This is a genomic window from Methylibium sp. (assembly GCF_031393925.1).
Taxonomy (GTDB): Bacteria; Pseudomonadota; Gammaproteobacteria; order Burkholderiales; family Burkholderiaceae_C; genus Methylibium.
Genome location: NZ_JANMWL010000275.1, coordinates 1 through 14928 on the forward strand (window position 1 = coordinate 1; position 14928 = coordinate 14928).

Annotated in this window: 18 protein-coding genes; 8 read left to right on the forward strand and 10 right to left on the reverse strand. The window is 70.0% G+C overall.

Going from position 1 to position 14928, the window contains the following annotated elements; translation table 11 throughout:
- On the forward strand, positions 1-917 hold a 917-nt coding region (locus RMO12_RS14325; protein ID WP_309639804.1), incomplete at its 5' end, for an aldo/keto reductase.
- A gap of 94 nt (positions 918-1011) precedes the next feature.
- On the opposite strand, the gene RMO12_RS14330 is transcribed toward RMO12_RS14325, so the two are convergent.
- Together RMO12_RS14330 and RMO12_RS14335 are read right to left on the reverse strand one after the other, a co-directional pair.
- On the reverse strand, positions 1012-2295 hold the full coding sequence (locus RMO12_RS14330) for a DUF4010 domain-containing protein (protein WP_309639805.1): 1284 nt from the start codon (positions 2293-2295) through the stop codon (positions 1012-1014).
- A 52-nt stretch (positions 2296-2347) separates the two neighbouring features.
- A complete protein-coding gene (locus tag RMO12_RS14335) occupies positions 2348-2542 on the reverse strand; it encodes a DUF2892 domain-containing protein (protein ID WP_309626104.1) in 195 nt (64 codons plus the stop codon).
- A gap of 181 nt (positions 2543-2723) precedes the next feature.
- Between RMO12_RS14335 and RMO12_RS14340 the strand changes: the two genes are divergently transcribed.
- Positions 2724-3179: a universal stress protein gene (locus RMO12_RS14340; RefSeq protein WP_309626105.1), complete on the forward strand. Its 456-nt coding sequence runs from the start codon at positions 2724-2726 to the stop codon at positions 3177-3179.
- Positions 3180-3218: 39 nt separating this feature from the next.
- On the forward strand, positions 3219-3662 hold the full coding sequence (locus RMO12_RS14345; protein ID WP_309626106.1) for a universal stress protein: 444 nt from the start codon (positions 3219-3221) through the stop codon (positions 3660-3662).
- A gap of 23 nt (positions 3663-3685) precedes the next feature.
- Here RMO12_RS14345 and RMO12_RS14350 read toward each other — a convergent pair whose 3' ends face one another.
- Positions 3686-4447, reverse strand: a complete 762-nt coding sequence (locus RMO12_RS14350; protein ID WP_309639806.1) for an SDR family NAD(P)-dependent oxidoreductase — start codon at positions 4445-4447, stop codon at positions 3686-3688.
- A gap of 172 nt (positions 4448-4619) precedes the next feature.
- On the opposite strand from RMO12_RS14350, the gene RMO12_RS14355 reads away from it, so the two are divergent.
- The 5 genes from RMO12_RS14355 to RMO12_RS14375 all read left to right on the forward strand — a co-directional run bounded on the left by RMO12_RS14355 (position 4620) and on the right by RMO12_RS14375 (position 8866).
- On the forward strand, positions 4620-5024 hold the full coding sequence (locus RMO12_RS14355) for a YbaN family protein (RefSeq protein ID WP_309639807.1): 405 nt from the start codon (positions 4620-4622) through the stop codon (positions 5022-5024).
- Positions 5025-5102: 78 nt separating this feature from the next.
- The gene (locus RMO12_RS14360) at positions 5103-6197 is read left to right on the forward strand and encodes an enolase C-terminal domain-like protein (RefSeq protein ID WP_309639808.1); all 1095 of its coding nucleotides are present in this window, start codon (positions 5103-5105) and stop codon (positions 6195-6197) included.
- Between the two features lie 73 nt (positions 6198-6270).
- Positions 6271-7470, forward strand: coding sequence for an MFS transporter (locus RMO12_RS14365; RefSeq protein ID WP_309639809.1), 1200 nt, complete (start codon positions 6271-6273; stop codon positions 7468-7470).
- Positions 7471-7528: 58 nt separating this feature from the next.
- Positions 7529-7897, forward strand: a complete 369-nt coding sequence (locus RMO12_RS14370; RefSeq protein WP_309639810.1) for a translation initiation factor Sui1 — start codon at positions 7529-7531, stop codon at positions 7895-7897.
- Positions 7898-7984: 87 nt separating this feature from the next.
- A complete protein-coding gene (locus RMO12_RS14375) occupies positions 7985-8866 on the forward strand; it encodes an MBL fold metallo-hydrolase (protein WP_309639811.1) in 882 nt (293 codons plus the stop codon).
- A gap of 165 nt (positions 8867-9031) precedes the next feature.
- Here the strand turns inward: RMO12_RS14375 and dinB are convergent, their stop codons facing one another.
- The 7 genes from dinB to ybiB all read right to left on the reverse strand — a co-directional run.
- Entirely contained in the window at positions 9032-10219 is a 1188-nt protein-coding gene (gene dinB / locus RMO12_RS14380; RefSeq protein ID WP_309639812.1) for a DNA polymerase IV, read from the reverse strand.
- A 40-nt stretch (positions 10220-10259) separates the two neighbouring features.
- Positions 10260-10607, reverse strand: a complete 348-nt coding sequence (locus tag RMO12_RS14385) for a TIGR01244 family sulfur transferase (protein WP_309639813.1) — start codon at positions 10605-10607, stop codon at positions 10260-10262.
- A 66-nt stretch (positions 10608-10673) separates the two neighbouring features.
- Positions 10674-11123 (reverse strand): GatB/YqeY domain-containing protein, encoded by a 450-nt coding sequence (locus RMO12_RS14390; RefSeq protein WP_309624452.1) that lies wholly within the window; start codon positions 11121-11123, stop codon positions 10674-10676.
- A 149-nt stretch (positions 11124-11272) separates the two neighbouring features.
- Entirely contained in the window at positions 11273-11485 is a 213-nt protein-coding gene (rpsU, locus tag RMO12_RS14395) for a 30S ribosomal protein S21 (protein WP_309624453.1), read from the reverse strand.
- Between the two features lie 169 nt (positions 11486-11654).
- Positions 11655-12899, reverse strand: coding sequence for an NAD(P)/FAD-dependent oxidoreductase (locus RMO12_RS14400; RefSeq protein ID WP_309639816.1), 1245 nt, complete (start codon positions 12897-12899; stop codon positions 11655-11657).
- Between the two features lie 281 nt (positions 12900-13180).
- Positions 13181-13987 (reverse strand): uroporphyrinogen-III C-methyltransferase, encoded by an 807-nt coding sequence (gene cobA, locus RMO12_RS14405; RefSeq protein WP_309639814.1) that lies wholly within the window; start codon positions 13985-13987, stop codon positions 13181-13183.
- A partial coding sequence (gene ybiB, locus RMO12_RS14410; protein ID WP_309639815.1) for a DNA-binding protein YbiB occupies positions 13971-14928 on the reverse strand: 958 nt, incomplete at its 5' end. The genes cobA and ybiB, both read right to left, overlap by 17 nt.

Consider the following 14928-nt stretch of genomic DNA (forward strand, 5'->3'; position numbering starts at 1 on the left):
TCGACGCCGGTATCAACTTCATCGACACCGCCGACGTCTATGCCGGCGGGGTGTCGGAGCAGATCACCGGGCAGGCGCTGAAGAACCTGAAGGTGCCGCGCGAGAGCGTGGTGGTGGCGACCAAGGTGTTCGGCGACATGAGCCCGGGGCCCAATGGGCGGGGCGCCTCGCGCAGCCACATCCTCGACGGCGTCAAGGCCAGCCTCAAGCGGCTGCAGCTCGACCACATCGACCTCTACCAGATCCACGGCTTCGATCCGGCCACGCCGATTGAGGAGACGGTGCGTGCGCTCGACCAGTTGGTGCGCCATGGCCACGTGCGCTACGTCGGCGTCTCCAACTGGGCGGCGTGGCAGATCGTCAAGGCGCTCGGCATTGCTGAGCGGCTGGGCCTGGCGCGCTTCGAGTCGCTGCAGGCCTACTACACGCTGGCCGGCCGCGACCTCGAGCGCGAACTGATCCCCATGCTGCGCAGCGAAGGCCTCGGTCTGATGGTGTGGAGCCCGCTGGCCGGTGGGCTGCTGAGCGGCAAGTATGGGCGCGGGCAAGGGGGCGAAGAGGGCAGCCGGCGCACGCTGTTCGACTTTCCGCCGGTGAACCAGGAGCGCGCCTACGACTGCATCGACGTCATGCGCGGGGTGGCGCAGGCGCATGGCGTGTCGGTGGCGCAGATCGCGCTCGCGTGGCTGCTGCACCAGCCGCAGGTCACCAGCATCATCGTCGGCGCCAAGCGACCCGAGCAGCTCTTCGACAACATCGGCGCCACGCGCGTGGCCCTGAGCGCGGGCGAACTCGCGCAGCTCGACGAGGCCAGCCGCCTGCCTTCGGAATACCCGGGATGGATGTTCGAGCGGCAAGGCGAAGTGCGGCGCGCCCAGCTGCACGAAGCGCAGGCATCGCGGGGCGCCGCGGCCTGAGGGCAGCGCGCGCACCGCTCACCAGAGGGTGCGCGCTGTGCTGGCGGCCACGGCGGCCCTGCGCGAACACGAGCGCGTGGCCGGGCCCGTACGTTCACGGCCCCAGGTTCAACAGCCCGGCCGCAAGCAAGCCACTCGCCAGCACCGCCGCGGTGGCGAGCGCAATGCGCGCGCGCACGCGCCCGGCGCCCAGCAACAGCACGACAGCGCACTTGACCGCCGTGTTGGCGCTGGCCGCGATCGCGATGGCGCGGCCGGCCTGCGTGAAGCCTTCGCCGGTGCGCGCGGCGTCGGCCATCGACAGCGTGATGGCGTCGACATCGACGCTGCCGGCCAGCGCCGCAACGAGGTACACGCCCAGGCCGGGCGCGTGCTCCTGGGCCAACTTGACGAACAGCAGCACCACGGCGAACAGCGCACCGACCTTGGCCGCCGCGACGAGGCTGAAGGGGTTGCTGACGGTGACCTCCTGCTGAGGTGCGGCGCGCCCCTCGGCCAAACCGGCGCGGTAATGCCAGACGGCGAACACGCCGGTCACCGCGCCCATCGCGGCTATCGGCCACCAGGCCGCCAGCAGCAGCGGCCGGTTCACCACTGCGACCAGCACCAGCACGCGCACGAACATCACCGACCAGGCGAGCAAGATGCCGGCGGCCAGCGCATGGCCGTCGCCCGTGGCCGCGCCGGCTTCGCGGCTGCTGCGCGCAAAGCTGAGCGTGGTCGCGGTCGACGACACCAGCCCGCCGGCCAGGCCGGTGATCGCGCTGCCGTGCGTGCTGCCGAGCCAGCGCACGGCCACATAGCCGGCCAGCGACAGCGCCGAGATCAGGATCACCAGCAGCCACAGCCGGTAGGGGTTGATCGCCTGCCACGGATCGGCCGGCGCGTCGGGCAGCAGCGGCAGCACGATGAAGGTGGCGATCAGCAGCTTGAGTCCGGCGAACACGTCCTGCGTGTCGAGCCGCTGCACCGCGCCGTGCAGCGGCTGCTTGTAGGCCAGCACCGCCGAGGTGACGACGCCGAGCGCCACCGCCAGCGCCGCATCGCCGACGACGACCATGGCGCCGAGCAGGAACACCGCGATCGCCGCCACCTCGCTGGTCAGGCCGGGCGCGTCGTCGCGTGTACGGTTGTGGTGCACGTAGCTGGCGATCACCGCCGCGCCGACCACCGCCAGCGTAACGGCAAAGGCCCAGGGCAAGGAGCGTTCGACGGCCAGGCGCGCCGACGCCGCACCCACCAGCGCCAACAGGATGTGCGTGCGGATACCGCCGAAAGAATGTCCTGGCTCGGCCGCCTTCTTGCGCTCGCGGTCGATACCGACCAGCGCGCCGATCAAGAGCGCGATCAGGAAGCTGCGCGCCAGCGCGAGATCCATCGGGGCGGCGGTGACAGGGTCTTGAAGCGGCCGGGAGCGATGGGCTTAGTCGTCAGCGCCGCGGTGTCGGGCAGGTGTCCACGCCCAGCAGCGTGTAGGCGGGGCATGAGCCGACCAGGGCGGTCGCCAGCGGCAGGATGCCGATGTAGCCCCACGGCCCGATGGTGCCGGCGAACGCCAGCGCGATCAGCGCCAGGCCACCGACGATGCGCAGTGCGCGGTCGAGCGTTCCCACGTTGGTTTTCATGGCGGCTCCTGGTGGCGGTTGGACAAGTCGGTACGGTACGCCTGCGCGCGCTCGCGCGGTTTGATGCAGATCAGCGCACGGCTCAGGGCCGCGTTTGACCCCGCGGCTTGATCGATGTCAAGGCGCGACCGCCTCGACGCTCCTATGCTGGGTGCAATGCAGCGTCCGCCAGGAGGCCGGGATGTTTCATCGACTGCTCGTTGCGCTCGACGGTGCCGAACTGGCGCCGCGCGCCATCGAGGTCAGCATTGCGCTGGCGCAGCAACTCGGCGCGGCGATCATCGGTTTCATTGCCGAGCCGCCGGTGCCGCTGCCCTCGCCCGGGGCGCGCGCGCAGACGCCGGGGCAGGCGAGTGACCTGACCGCCAGCGTTTGCGAACTGCGCACCGGCGAGCATGCGCAGCGCTTGCTGGATGGCTTCGGGCAGCGGGCCCGATGCGCCGGTGTGGCCTTCGAGGGCCACTACCTGAACACGCAGGATATCGACGGCGCGATCGTCTGGGCTGCGCAGCACCACGACTGCGACATGATCGTGATGGTCACCCACGGCCGCGGCGCGCTCGGCCGGTTCTTTCTCGGCTCGCACACCAGCAAGGTGGTCGAGCGCAGCGCGCTGCCCGTAATGGTGATGCATTAGTGCTGCCACATCGACAGGTCGACGGTCGAGGAATCATTCATGTTCAAGCACTTCCTGGTGCCGCTCGACGGCAGCGAGCTGGCCAGCCGGGCGATCCATGTGGGCGTGGAGCTGGCGCGCCAGCTGGGCGCCTCGATCACGGCGTTCGTGGCCGAGCCGCCGGCACTTGCGACCAGCACCGGTCACGGCGCCCTGCATTGCCTGGGCGAGCTCGAGGAACACGCCCGGGCGTCAGCCCAACACGCCGAGGGCGTCGTGGCGAGGTTCGAGCGCTGCGCCGCACTGGCCGGGGTGCCGTTTCGCGGCCTCTACGCGACCACGCGCCAGATCGACCTGGCGATCGCCGAGACCGCTCGGCAACAAGGCTGCGACGTGATCGTGATGGTCACGCATGGGCGCGGCGCATTCGGCGAGTTGCTGCATGGCTCGTGGACCCACCGCGTGATGGCGCACACCAAGCTGCCCTTGCTGGTGCTGCATTGACCACGCCGCGCCCGGTCAGTGGACTAGAACTGCACGCCCTTGGTGAGCGCGCCGTCGACCAGCAGGTTGGTGCCGGTGATGAAGCTGGCCGCCGGGCTGGCGAGGAAGACGGCGGCATTGGCCATCTCCTGTGGCGTGCCCATGCGGCCGGTCGGGTTCAACGCGAGCGCCTGCTTGAAGAACTCGGGGTTGCCCTGTTCGATCTGCTCCCACACGCCGCCGGGAAAGTAGGTGTTGCCGGGCGAGACCGAGTTGGCGCGGATGCGCTTGCCCGCCAGCTGGCAGGCCAGGCCGTGGGTGTAATGGATGATCGCGGCCTTGAAGGCGCCATAGGGCCCGGCCGCAAAGTCGATCTCGCGTCCCGAGACGCTGGAGATGGTGACGATGGCGCCGTGCGCGCTGCGCTCGAGGTGGGGCATGGCGGCGTTGACCAGCCGCACCGTGCCCATCAGGTCGACCGCGAAGCCGCTCTGCCAGGCGGCCTCGTCGCCCGCGACCGCGAGTGCGCTGACGTTGGCCACCACGATGTCGATGCCGCCCAGCGCCTCGGCCGCCGCGCTCACGAAGGCCGCTAGGCCCGGGCCGTCGGCCACGTCGGTGACGCCACCGAAGACCTTGACGCCGAGGGCCGAGAACTCGAGCGCGGTCATTGCCACCTCGTCGGCGTTGCGCGCGCACAGCGCCACGTGCGCGCCTTCGGCGGCCAAGGTGCGGGCGATGGCCCGACCGATGCCTTTGGTGCCACCGGTCACCACCGCCTTCAAGCCCTTGAGTCCGAGATCCATTTGCTGCTCCTTCATCGTAAGACTGCGAAAACCGCAGCGGCTTGTCCAACACGCAGGCCTCTCGTCGGTCGTGGCCGGGACGACGCTTGCGGGATTTGGATGATCGCATCCGATGGCCAGCCGCCGCAGCGTGCTCGAGCCCCGAGGACAAGGCGCGTTGCCACAATAGGGCGTGCCCGCCAAATCAGCTTCCATCGCCTTGAGCGAGCGCGTGCGCCGCGCGCTCTGGTTCGCGGCCGGCTCCCTGGCCATGCTGGCCGGCATCGTCGGCATCTTCCTGCCGCTGTTGCCGACGGTGCCCTTCATGCTGCTCGCGCTGATGTGCTTTTCGCGCAGCTGCGAGCGCTGCGAACGCTGGCTGCTCGAGCATCCGCGCTTGGGCCCGCCGCTGCGCGACTGGCGCGAGCACCGCGCGGTGCCGCTGCGCGCCAAGCAACTCGCGACCCTGATGATGGCGACCAGCTCGCTCGGCGCCTGGTGGGTGTTGCCGGCGCCGCAACGCTGGTGGCCCGCGGCCGTCTGCGTCGTGGTCGCGTGGTGGCTGTGGCGCTTGCCGACGCGAACGCGCGATGACTGACGCGCGGCCGAGCCCACACCCTGCTGCCATGGCGGTGCCGTGGCCAAGCGACCCTTCACCGTCCTACGGAGCTGCCCCATGAACAGCGCTTCGCTCACCGTCCAAAGTGTTCGGGCGCGCCCGGTCGTCGTGCCGCTGCGCCGGCCCATCGTCTCCAAGGTCGGGCTCTTCCATGACTGGCCGCTGATCCTGATCGACCTCTACACCGAGGAGGGCATCGTCGGGCACAGCTACCTCGAGCCCTACCTTGCCAGCGCGGCGCGCGTCGTGGTGCCCCTGATCGACGAGCTGGGCGCCGCCGCCAAAGGCCGGCCGGTGGCGCCGTTCGATGCTTACCGCCGCAGCACGGGCTCGCTGCACCTGCTGGGGCGCGAAGGCGTGACGATGATCGCCGTGTCGGCGCTCGACATGGCGGCCTGGGACGCGCTGGCCCAGGCCGCCGGTGTGCCGCTCGCGGTGTACCTCGGCGGCACGGTCGGTCCGGTGCCCGCCTACAACAGCAACGGACTGTGGTTGACGGCCGCGGACCGGCTGGCCGCGGAGGCCGCCGCGCTGGTGGCCGAGGGCGGCTTCAAGGCGCTCAAGCTGCGGCTCGGGCGCGCGACCCTGGACGAAGACCTGGCGGCGATCGCGGCCGTGCGCGAGGCGGCCGGTGCCTCGGTCAAGCTCATGTGCGACTTCAACCAGGGACTCACGCTCGGCGACGCGCTGCGGCGCTGCCACGCGCTCGACGACCAGGGGCTCGAGTGGTTCGAGGAGCCGATCGCCTACGACAACCTGCCGGGCTATGTGCAGCTCGCCCGCGAGCTCGAGACGCCGGTGCAGCTCGGCGAGAACTTCTACGGCCCGCGCCTGCTTTACCAGGCGGTGATCGCCGGAGCCGGCGACTGCGTGATGCCCGACATGATGCGCATCGGTGGCGTCAGCGGCTGGTTGCGCGCCGCCGCGATCACGGGCGCCGCCGGCATCCCGATGTCGACCCACCTGTACCCCGAGATTTCGGCGCACCTGATGCGCGTGACCGAGACCGCGCACTGGTTGGAATGGCAGGACTGGGCCGACCCGATCCTGCGCGAACCGTTTTGCGTCGAGAACGGCATGCTCATCGTGCCCGACCGGCCGGGGCAGGGCATCGAGTGGGACGAGCAAGCGGTGGCGAAGTACGCGGTGTGATGAAGCGCGCCGCTGAGCAAAGCAGTGGCGCGGGCCTGCCTCAGCGGCGCCTTGGCGATGGCGCAGCGCCCCCGTGAATAAGCCGACGAGCACATGGCGCCGCATTCCCGCCGGCATCTGGGCGCTCGGCCTCGTCAGCCTGCTGGCCGACGTGGCCTCGGAGATGGTGCACAGCCTGCTGCCGGTGTTTTTGGTGAGCGTGCTCGGCACCAGCGTGTGGGTGGTCGGCTTGATCGAAGGCGTCGCGGAATCGACCGCCTTGATGGTCAAGGTGTTTTCCGGCGCGCTCAGCGATTACGTCGGCAAACGCAAGCCGCTCGTGGTGTTCGGCTACGGCCTGGGCGCCGCGTCCAAGCCGCTGTTTGCATTGGCCGGCACGGCCGACATGGTGTTCGGCGCGCGCCTCATCGACCGCATCGGCAAAGGCATCCGCGGTGCGCCGCGTGACGCGCTGGTGGCCGACCTGGCGCCGCCCGAGCTGCGCGGCGCATCGTTCGGGCTGCGCCAGGCGCTCGACACCGTCGGCGCCTTCCTCGGGCCGCTGCTGGCGGTGGGCCTGATGCTGCTGTGGGCCAACGACTTCCGGGCGGTGTTCTGGGTGGCCGCGATCCCCGGTTTTCTGTCGGTCGCCGTGCTCGTCATCGGCATTCGCGAGCCGGCCAGCACCGGCGCGCCGCGCCGCGCCAACCCGATCAGCCGGCGGCAGTTGAAGCGGCTCGGCCCGGCCTACTGGTGGGTGGTGGGCATCGGCGCCTGCTTCATGCTGGCGCGCTTCTCCGAAGCCTTCCTGGTGCTGCGCGTGCAGCAAGGCGGGCTGCCGCTCGCCTATGTGCCGCTGGTGCTGGTGGCGATGAACCTCGTCTATGCGGCGTTCGCCTATCCGTTCGGCGCGCTCGCCGACACCACCCGGCATTCGCGGTTGTTGGTGGGGGGGCTCGTCATCCTGATCGCGGCGGATGCCATGCTGGCCTGGAGCAACCACTGGACTTGGGCCTGGGCCGGCATTTCGCTGTGGGGCCTGCACATGGCGATGACGCAGGGCCTGCTCGCCACGATGGTTGCCGCTACGGCACCGGCCGACTTGCGCGGCACCGCGTTCGGCGTCTTCAACCTCGCCAGCGGCGTGGCCATGCTGCTGGCCAGCGTGCTGGCCGGCGTGGTGTGGGACCAGTTTGGAGCGGCCTACACCTTCGTGGTGGGCGGCACGTTCGGGGTCGTGGCGCTGGTCGCGATCGTGGTTTATGAGCGGGTCCACAAGGCGGCCGCTGCCTAGCTGCCGCCCGCCGATGACTACAGTCGCGTCCATCGGCGGCCCCGTATGAAAATCGAGCATGAGCACGCGTGATCGAGCGCTTGGCGCCTTGGTGTATTCAACCGACGGCGGCCGCATGTGCCCCGGCTGCCGCTTGCCGGTGGCGACGTGTATCTGTGGCGCCAAAGCGCGGCCCGTGCCGGGCGCCGACGGCGTGGTGCGCGTCAGCCGCGAAACCCAGCGGCGTGGCGGGAAAACCGTGACCGTGGTGCGTGGCGTGGACCTGGACACCGAGTCACTGGCGACGCTCGGCAAGCGGCTCAGGGCGACCTGTGGAGCCGGCGGCACGGTCAAGGACGGCGTGCTCGAGGTGCAGGGCGATCACTGCGAGCGGGTGATCGAGTGGCTGACCAGGCAGGGATGGAAGGTCAAGCGCTCGGGCGGATGAAAGATCCCTGCGCCACCGCTTGCGTAACATGCCGTCGCGTCCGACGCGGCGCGCATGACCACCCCCAAACTCACCCAGGAGCAGCGCATGAGCCAACGAATGCTAGGTGACATCGCCATCGACGTGGCCGTCGAGATGCCGATCGACGACGGCTTCCCGCCCGAGGTGCTGATGCCCGCTTTCGAGCCGGCGGTGCTCCAGGACAACCTCGGAATTTGCGATCCGTTTTGCTTTAATCCCAACACCGGTGGACTCAAGGTCAGCGTCCACACTTGGATCGTGCGCGCCGGCAAGCAGACCATCCTGATCGACACCTGCAACGGCAATCACAAAGACCGTCCGGGCTTCGCGATGTCGCACCAGCTCAACCTGCCCTACCTGGAGAAGCTGGCCGCTGCGGGCGTTCACCCGGCCGAGGTGGACGTGGTGATGTGTACCCACCTGCACGTCGACCACTGCGGCTGGAACACGCGGCTGGAAAACGGCAAATGGGTGCCCACCTTCAAGAACGCCAAATACATCTTCTCCAAGGCCGAATACGACGAGTGGAACCCCGAGGACACGCGCTACGCCAAGAACCCGATCAACGCCGGCGTGTTCAATGACAGCGTGCTGCCGGTGATCGAGGCCGGGCAGGCGCAGCTGGTCGAAGGCCACCACGCCCTGAGCGATCACATGCTGATCGAACCCGCCCCCGGCCACACGCTGGGCAGCATGGTGCTGAAGGTGGAGTCCAAGGGCCGGCACGCGCTGTTCGCGGGCGACGTCCTGCACTCGCCGATGCAAATCCTGCGTCCTGACTGGGGCAGCTGCTTTTGCGACGACACGGTGATGTCGGGCAAGACGCGTCGACGCCTGCTCGAACACTGCGTGGAGCACGACGCGCTGCTGATGCCCGCCCACTTTCCGCCGCCGCACGCGGTGCGCGTGCAGCGCACCGCAGCGGGCTACAGCTTCACGCCGGAATAGCCCGGGCGTCGGCCGCCCGGCACGCGGTGTGAGGCCGACGCTTGGCCGCTGGGTCGCATGCGGGCGGACGGCTTTGTTCTTGCCAAACACCCGCACGGCAAAGCGGACTCGAGGTCCACATCGGGCCGAAAGAGCGGCCTCGTCGTTCCAGCAAGACGTTTCATCCTAGGCGTCGAACAGGCTCGGCGTATAGGGCGCTGCCGGCTCGCCGACCTGCACCGGGCGGGCCGGGTCGAGTGGCCGGGTCAGGGCACCCGCACGCACGCCCAGGAGCCGCAGCCGGCGCTGCAGCGGCACGCGCTTGAGGCATTCGCCGGCAGCACGGCGGATCTCGGCGGCGTCGGCGGTCGCTTCGGGCAGGGTCAGATCGCGCGTCACGGTGGTGAAGTCGTCGTAGCGCAACTTCAGGCCGATGGTTCGGCCCACGTAGCCCTTGCGCTGCAGGTCGCCCGCCAGTTGCTCGCACAGCCGCGTGAAGATTGCGGAGAGCGCCGCGCGATCGCCCTTGGCATGCAGGTCGCGCTCGAAGGTGGTCTCGCGGCTGATGCTCTTGGGCTCGCTGTGTGTGACCACCGGCCGCTCGTCGCGGCCCTGCGCGGCGTCATGCAGCCAGGCGCCCTGGCTGCGTCCGAACTGCACCAGCAACCACGCGGGGTCGGCAGCGGCCAGCTCGCCGATGGTGCGAATGCCCAGGCTTTCGAGCCGGGCGGCCGCCTTGGGGCCGATGCCGTTGATGCGCCGTGCCGGCAGCGGCCAAAGGCGCGTGGCGATGCCAGGCTCGCGCAGGATCGTGAGGCCGTCGGGCTTGTCGAGTTCCGAGGCCAGCTTGGCGAGCAGCTTGTTGGGGGTGACGCCGATGGAGCAAGTCAGGCCGGTGCGCTCCAGCACCCGCGCCTTGATGGCACGCGCCACCGCCACGCCGTGATCATGCTCGACTCCGTGCTGCGCCGACAGGTCGATGTAGATCTCGTCGATGCCGCGGTCTTCGATCACCGCCGGCTCGCTGCCCACCACTTCGGCGACCGCTGCCTTGAAGGCGCGCGAGTAATGGCGGTAGCGCTCGAAATCCAGCGGCAGCAACACCGCGTCGGGCGCCAGCACCGCCGCCTTCATGAGGCCCATGCCGGAATGCACGCCGAAGGCGCGCGCCGCGTAGGTGGCGGTGGTGGCGACGCCGCGGCCGGCGTAGTGGCGCAAGGTCGCGAAGCTCACCTTACCGCCCGCCTCGGCTTCGGGCTGGTGGCGCCGCCCGCCGCCGATCACCACCGGCATGCCGGCCAGTTCGGGGTAGCGCAGCAACTCGACCGACGCATAGAACGCGTCCATGTCCAGATGGGCGATGTGGCGCGTCATGGCGATCCGCCCTCGAGCGGTCTGGCGCGCGCCCGGCGTGTCAGAGGCCCAGCGCGCGGGCCATCGCGTAAAGCCGGCCGCTGCGGTTGCCGCTGCGGCAAAAGGCCAGCACCGGCTTGGGCAGCCGCGCCATCAGCGCGGCCATCGCCTGCGCCTCCTCGGGCGTCTGGAAGCCCGGCGCCACCGGCAGGTAGGCGTACTCCAGGCCGGCGGTGCGCGCCGCGGCTTCGATGGCGGCGCTGGTTGGCTGGTCGGGCCCGGCTTCGAAGTCGGGGCGGTTGTTGACGACGCTGCGAAACCCGGCCTGGGCGGCCAGCGCCATGTCGGCCGCCGTCAACTGCCCCGCGAGGGCGATGTCTTGATTGAGCCGGTGGGTGTGCAGATCCATGCGAAGTCCTTGCGAATCGAAGTCGGCGCGGCGGGCCGGCCTTGCGGTCGCAGCGCAGCCGTGAGCTTACTTCGCCAGCGCCTGCTTCACGGCGGCGGACACCTGGGCCATGTCGGCGTTGCCGGCCAGGCGCTGCTTGGCAGCAGTCATCACCTTGCCCATGTCGCCCGGGCCGCTGGCGCCCAGTTCGGCCACGAGTCGTGCCACCTCGGCGACCACCTGGTCGGCGCTCAGGCGGGCCGGAAGGTAGCCCTCGAGCACCAGCAGCTCGGCGCTTTCCTTGTCGGCCAGGTCGGTGCGGCCCGCGGCGCTGAACTGGCTGATCGAGTCCTTGCGCTGCTTGATGAGCTTGTCGACGAGCGCGACCACCATCGCGTCGTCGAGTTCGATGCGTTCGTCAATCTCTTTTTGCTTGCAGGCCGCCAGCAGCAGCCGGATCGTGCCCAGGCGCAGCGCGTCACGGGCGCGCATGGCGGCCTTCATGTCTTCGGTGACGCGGTCTTTCAGCGGGCTCATCGGGCTACCTCCGTGCTGTGCACGCCGCTGCCGTATTGGGCCTGCGGGCGGCGGTGCGGGCTCATGGTGGGTGTTTCAGAAACAGGCAAGCCCGCTTGGGCGTCCCCGCGCGGGCTCGAGAGGTGCGACGGGCGCCGCTCCAACCACGCTCAGAACATCTTCTTGGGCAACTGCATGCTGCGCACGCGTTTGAAGTGGCGCTTGACCGCGGCCGCCTTCTTGCGCTTGCGCTCGGCGGTGGGCTTCTCGTAGAACTCGCGGGCGCGCAAGTCCGTCAGCAGGCCGATTTTCTCGATGGTGCGCTTGAAGCGGCGCAACGCCACGTCGAAGGGCTCGTTCTCTTTGACGCGAATGGTGGTCATGTAGCGGTGAATCCTAGGGTGAGCGCTCGTTGCCGTCGTGAGCCTTGCACCCGGTGCAAGTCGTGAACTTGGCACTTTGGTGCATCCAAGGCCTTGGATTGCAGCTCCGACAGTCGAGCGCGGTTTGCCGGCAAAGCGGCGATTATAGGCACGCCAAGGCGCTCGGCAATCAGCTCGTGGCGCGCGTGGTCGAGGCCGGCTGCAATGCCGCCGCGCACGCCACGGCGCAGGCATGCGCACTGGCCCAGGCCCACTGGAAGTTGTAGCCGCCCAGCCAGCCGGTCACGTCAACCACTTCGCCGATGAAGTGCAGGCCCGGCACGCGGCGGCTCTCGAAAGTCTGCGAGCTGAGTTCGCGGGTATCAACGCCGCCGGCCGTGACCTCGGCCTTGCGCCAACCCTCGCTGCCGGTGGGCGTGAGCGTCCAGCGTTGCAGCGAGCTGGCCAGCGTGTCGAGCTCGCTGTCCTTCATTTGCGGCAGGGGTCGCTGCGCCAGCGCGCCGAGCGCTGCGCACCAGGCCTCGGCCAACCGCGCCGGCAAATGCGTCGCGAGTTCGTTGTCGAGCTGGCGCCTGGAAACCGCCTTGGCGTGGCGCAGCGTGTCGCGCAGCTGCCGCCCCGGGGCCAGGTCGAGTTCGATCGCCATGCCGGCCCGCCAATGGCTGGAGATTTGCAGCACCGCCGGGCCGCTGAGTCCGCGGTGCGTGAACAGCAGGTCTTCCACGAACTCACCACGCGTTGCACCCGAGCCTGCCGCAACGCCGACTTCGAGCGACAGGCCCGCCAGTGCCGCGAACGGCGCCCAGGCCGCGGCGTCGAAGGTGAGCGGCACCAGCGCCGGGCGCGGCTCGATGACGCGGTGCCCGAACTGGCGCGCAAGCCGGTGGCCGAAGTCGCTGGCACCGAGCTTGGGAATGGACAGGCCGCCGGTTGCCACCACCACGCGCAGGGCGCGCACCGGTCCGCGGGCGGTGTCGAGCTCCAGGCCGGCGGCAGTGGGGCGCACCGCCGCGACTTCGCAGGGCTGCCAGCGCGTCACGCCACCGGCTTCGCACTCGCGCAGCAGCATGGCGATGATGTCCTCGCTGCGCTCGTCGCAGAACAACTGGCCGCGGTGCTTCTCATGCCAGCCGATGCGGTGACGCTGCACCAGGGCGATGAAGTCGCGCGGCGTGTAGCGCGCCAGCGCCGAGCGGCAGAACGCCGGGTTGTCGGAGAGGAAATTGCCCGGACCGACGTCGCGATTGGTGAAGTTGCAGCGCCCGCCGCCGGAGATGCGGATCTTCTCGGCGAGCTTCTCGGCATGGTCGATGAGCAGCACCTTCAGGCCGAGTTGGCCGGCGACGGCGGCGCAAAAGAGCCCGGCAGCGCCGGCACCGATGACGACCATGTCCAAGCGCTGCATCGGCGGGATTATCCCGACGCAAGCAGTGCAGCGCCGACGACGCTCGGGCTGAGGTCGCGCCTCATAACTCGCTGCGTTCACTCCACTGCGCTCAAACGAACGCGGCGAATCAGTTGTCGAAGGGCTTCACGCCGACCCCAACCCTGTGCTCCTTCGCCTTCACCGAGCGAGCCCCCGCCGGACAGCTCCTTTCGCGAGCCACCAGCGCGGGGGTGTGCAACTCAGAGCACCGCGGTGTTTGCAAAGGCGCGCTGCCGCCTGCCCGGACGCGCCTTTGCCTCCCCCGTCTCTCAGGCCGCGCGTGCCGAACGCGACGCCGTCAGCGCGACCTCGCCCAAGCCTTTCAGCACATCGCCGACGATGATGATCGCCGGGCTGCCGAGCGCTTTGGACTCGATCGTTGCCACCATCTGCGCGAGCGTGGTGACGGCGCTTTGCTGGTCGGCGCGGCTGGCGTGCTGCACGATCGCCACCGGCGTGCCTGCGGGCAACGCAAGCAGCAGTTCGCGCTGCAGCCGGGGCGCCTCGGACACGCCCATGTAGACCACCAAGGTGAGGCCCTGCGCTGCAGCCGCCGCCAAGGTGCGCCACTGCAGCGCCGCGTCGCCAGCGCGCGCATGGCCGGTGACGAAGATCACGCCATGCGCATGGTCGCGGTGGGTGAGCGCGACGCCCAGCGATGTGGCCGCCGCGAGGCCGGCGGTGATGCCATTGACCACTTCGACCTGCACGCCGTGCGCACGCAGGAACTCGGCCTCTTCGCCGCCGCGCCCGAAGACGCCCGGATCGCCGCCCTTGAGCCGCACCACGCGCTCGCCGGCCAGGGCCTCGCGCAACATCAGTTGTTCAATGAAGGCCTGCGGCGTGCTGCGGCAGCCGCCGCGCTTGCCGACGTGGACGATGCGCGCCGTGCGCCGCGCATAGCGCAGCACGGCAGCTGCCACCAGGTCGTCGACCAGCAACACGCTGGCGCGGCGGATCGCGCGCAGCGCTTTGAGGGTCAGCAACTCGGGGTCGCCGGGGCCCGCGCCGACCAGCCAGACCGTGGGTCGCGGCGCCTCGGTGAGCGCGGGGTCGTTGCTAGGCCGATCGTTCATGGACGCTCTCCTGGTGCTGCTGCGCGGCCAGGCGCGTGCGCACCAACACGTCGAGCTGCTCGAGCAGCGGTGCCGGCGCGGGCTTCTCGCCGCTCACCACGCCCTGGATGTAGAGCGCCGTGGTGGCCACATCGCTGGCGCGTGGCAGCAGCGGCAAGGTGGCGAGCGCGCCCTCGGTGGCGGCGCGGCCGAGTTCGCTGCGCAGCGCGCCGCCGATGAACACCTCGAGCTTGGGCAGCCGCCGCGCGTCGGCCACCGGCTCGCCTTCGGTGCCGCGCATCAGCAGCGCATGGGCGGCGGTGTGCTGCAGGAAGCGGGCATGTGCCAGGGCGTACTCGGGGTGGGTGTAGTTGACGACGCGCAGGCAGGCGCCGCCGCGCGGTTGCAGCAGCTTGGCGACGGTGTGGCCGGGGTTGCGCAGGCCGAGCGTCCAGCGCAGATCGAGCAAGGGCACCAGCGCGGGACACAGCACCGCGGTCGGCATGAACACCGGCTCATGGCGTGCCCAGGCCGCATGCACGCCGGCCGCGTCATGCGCGATCGCCAGGCCGAGCGTCGCGAACAGTTCGTGCGTGGTCACGCGCGCCGGGTCGCTCGCGGGGCCGTGGACCAGCACCGGCACGCCTTCCTGGGCCAGCAGCAGGGCAAGCAGCGCGGTCAGGTTGGGCAGCTTGCGTGCGCCGTTGTAGGAGGGCAGCAGCACCGGCAGCACGTCGCCCTCGAGCAAGAGGCTGCGCTCCAGCGCGGCGGCGGTAAAGCCGGCCAGCTCCTCGGTGGTTTCGCCCTTGATGCGCATGGCGATCGCGAAGGCGCCGCGCTCGGCCTCGCTGACCTGGCGGTCGAGCACCTGCGCCATCAGGTCGTGGGCCTGCGCCTGGCTGAGCGCGCGCGCGCCGTCCTTGCCGCGGCCGATTTCCTTGAGGTAGGGCGCGATGCTCATG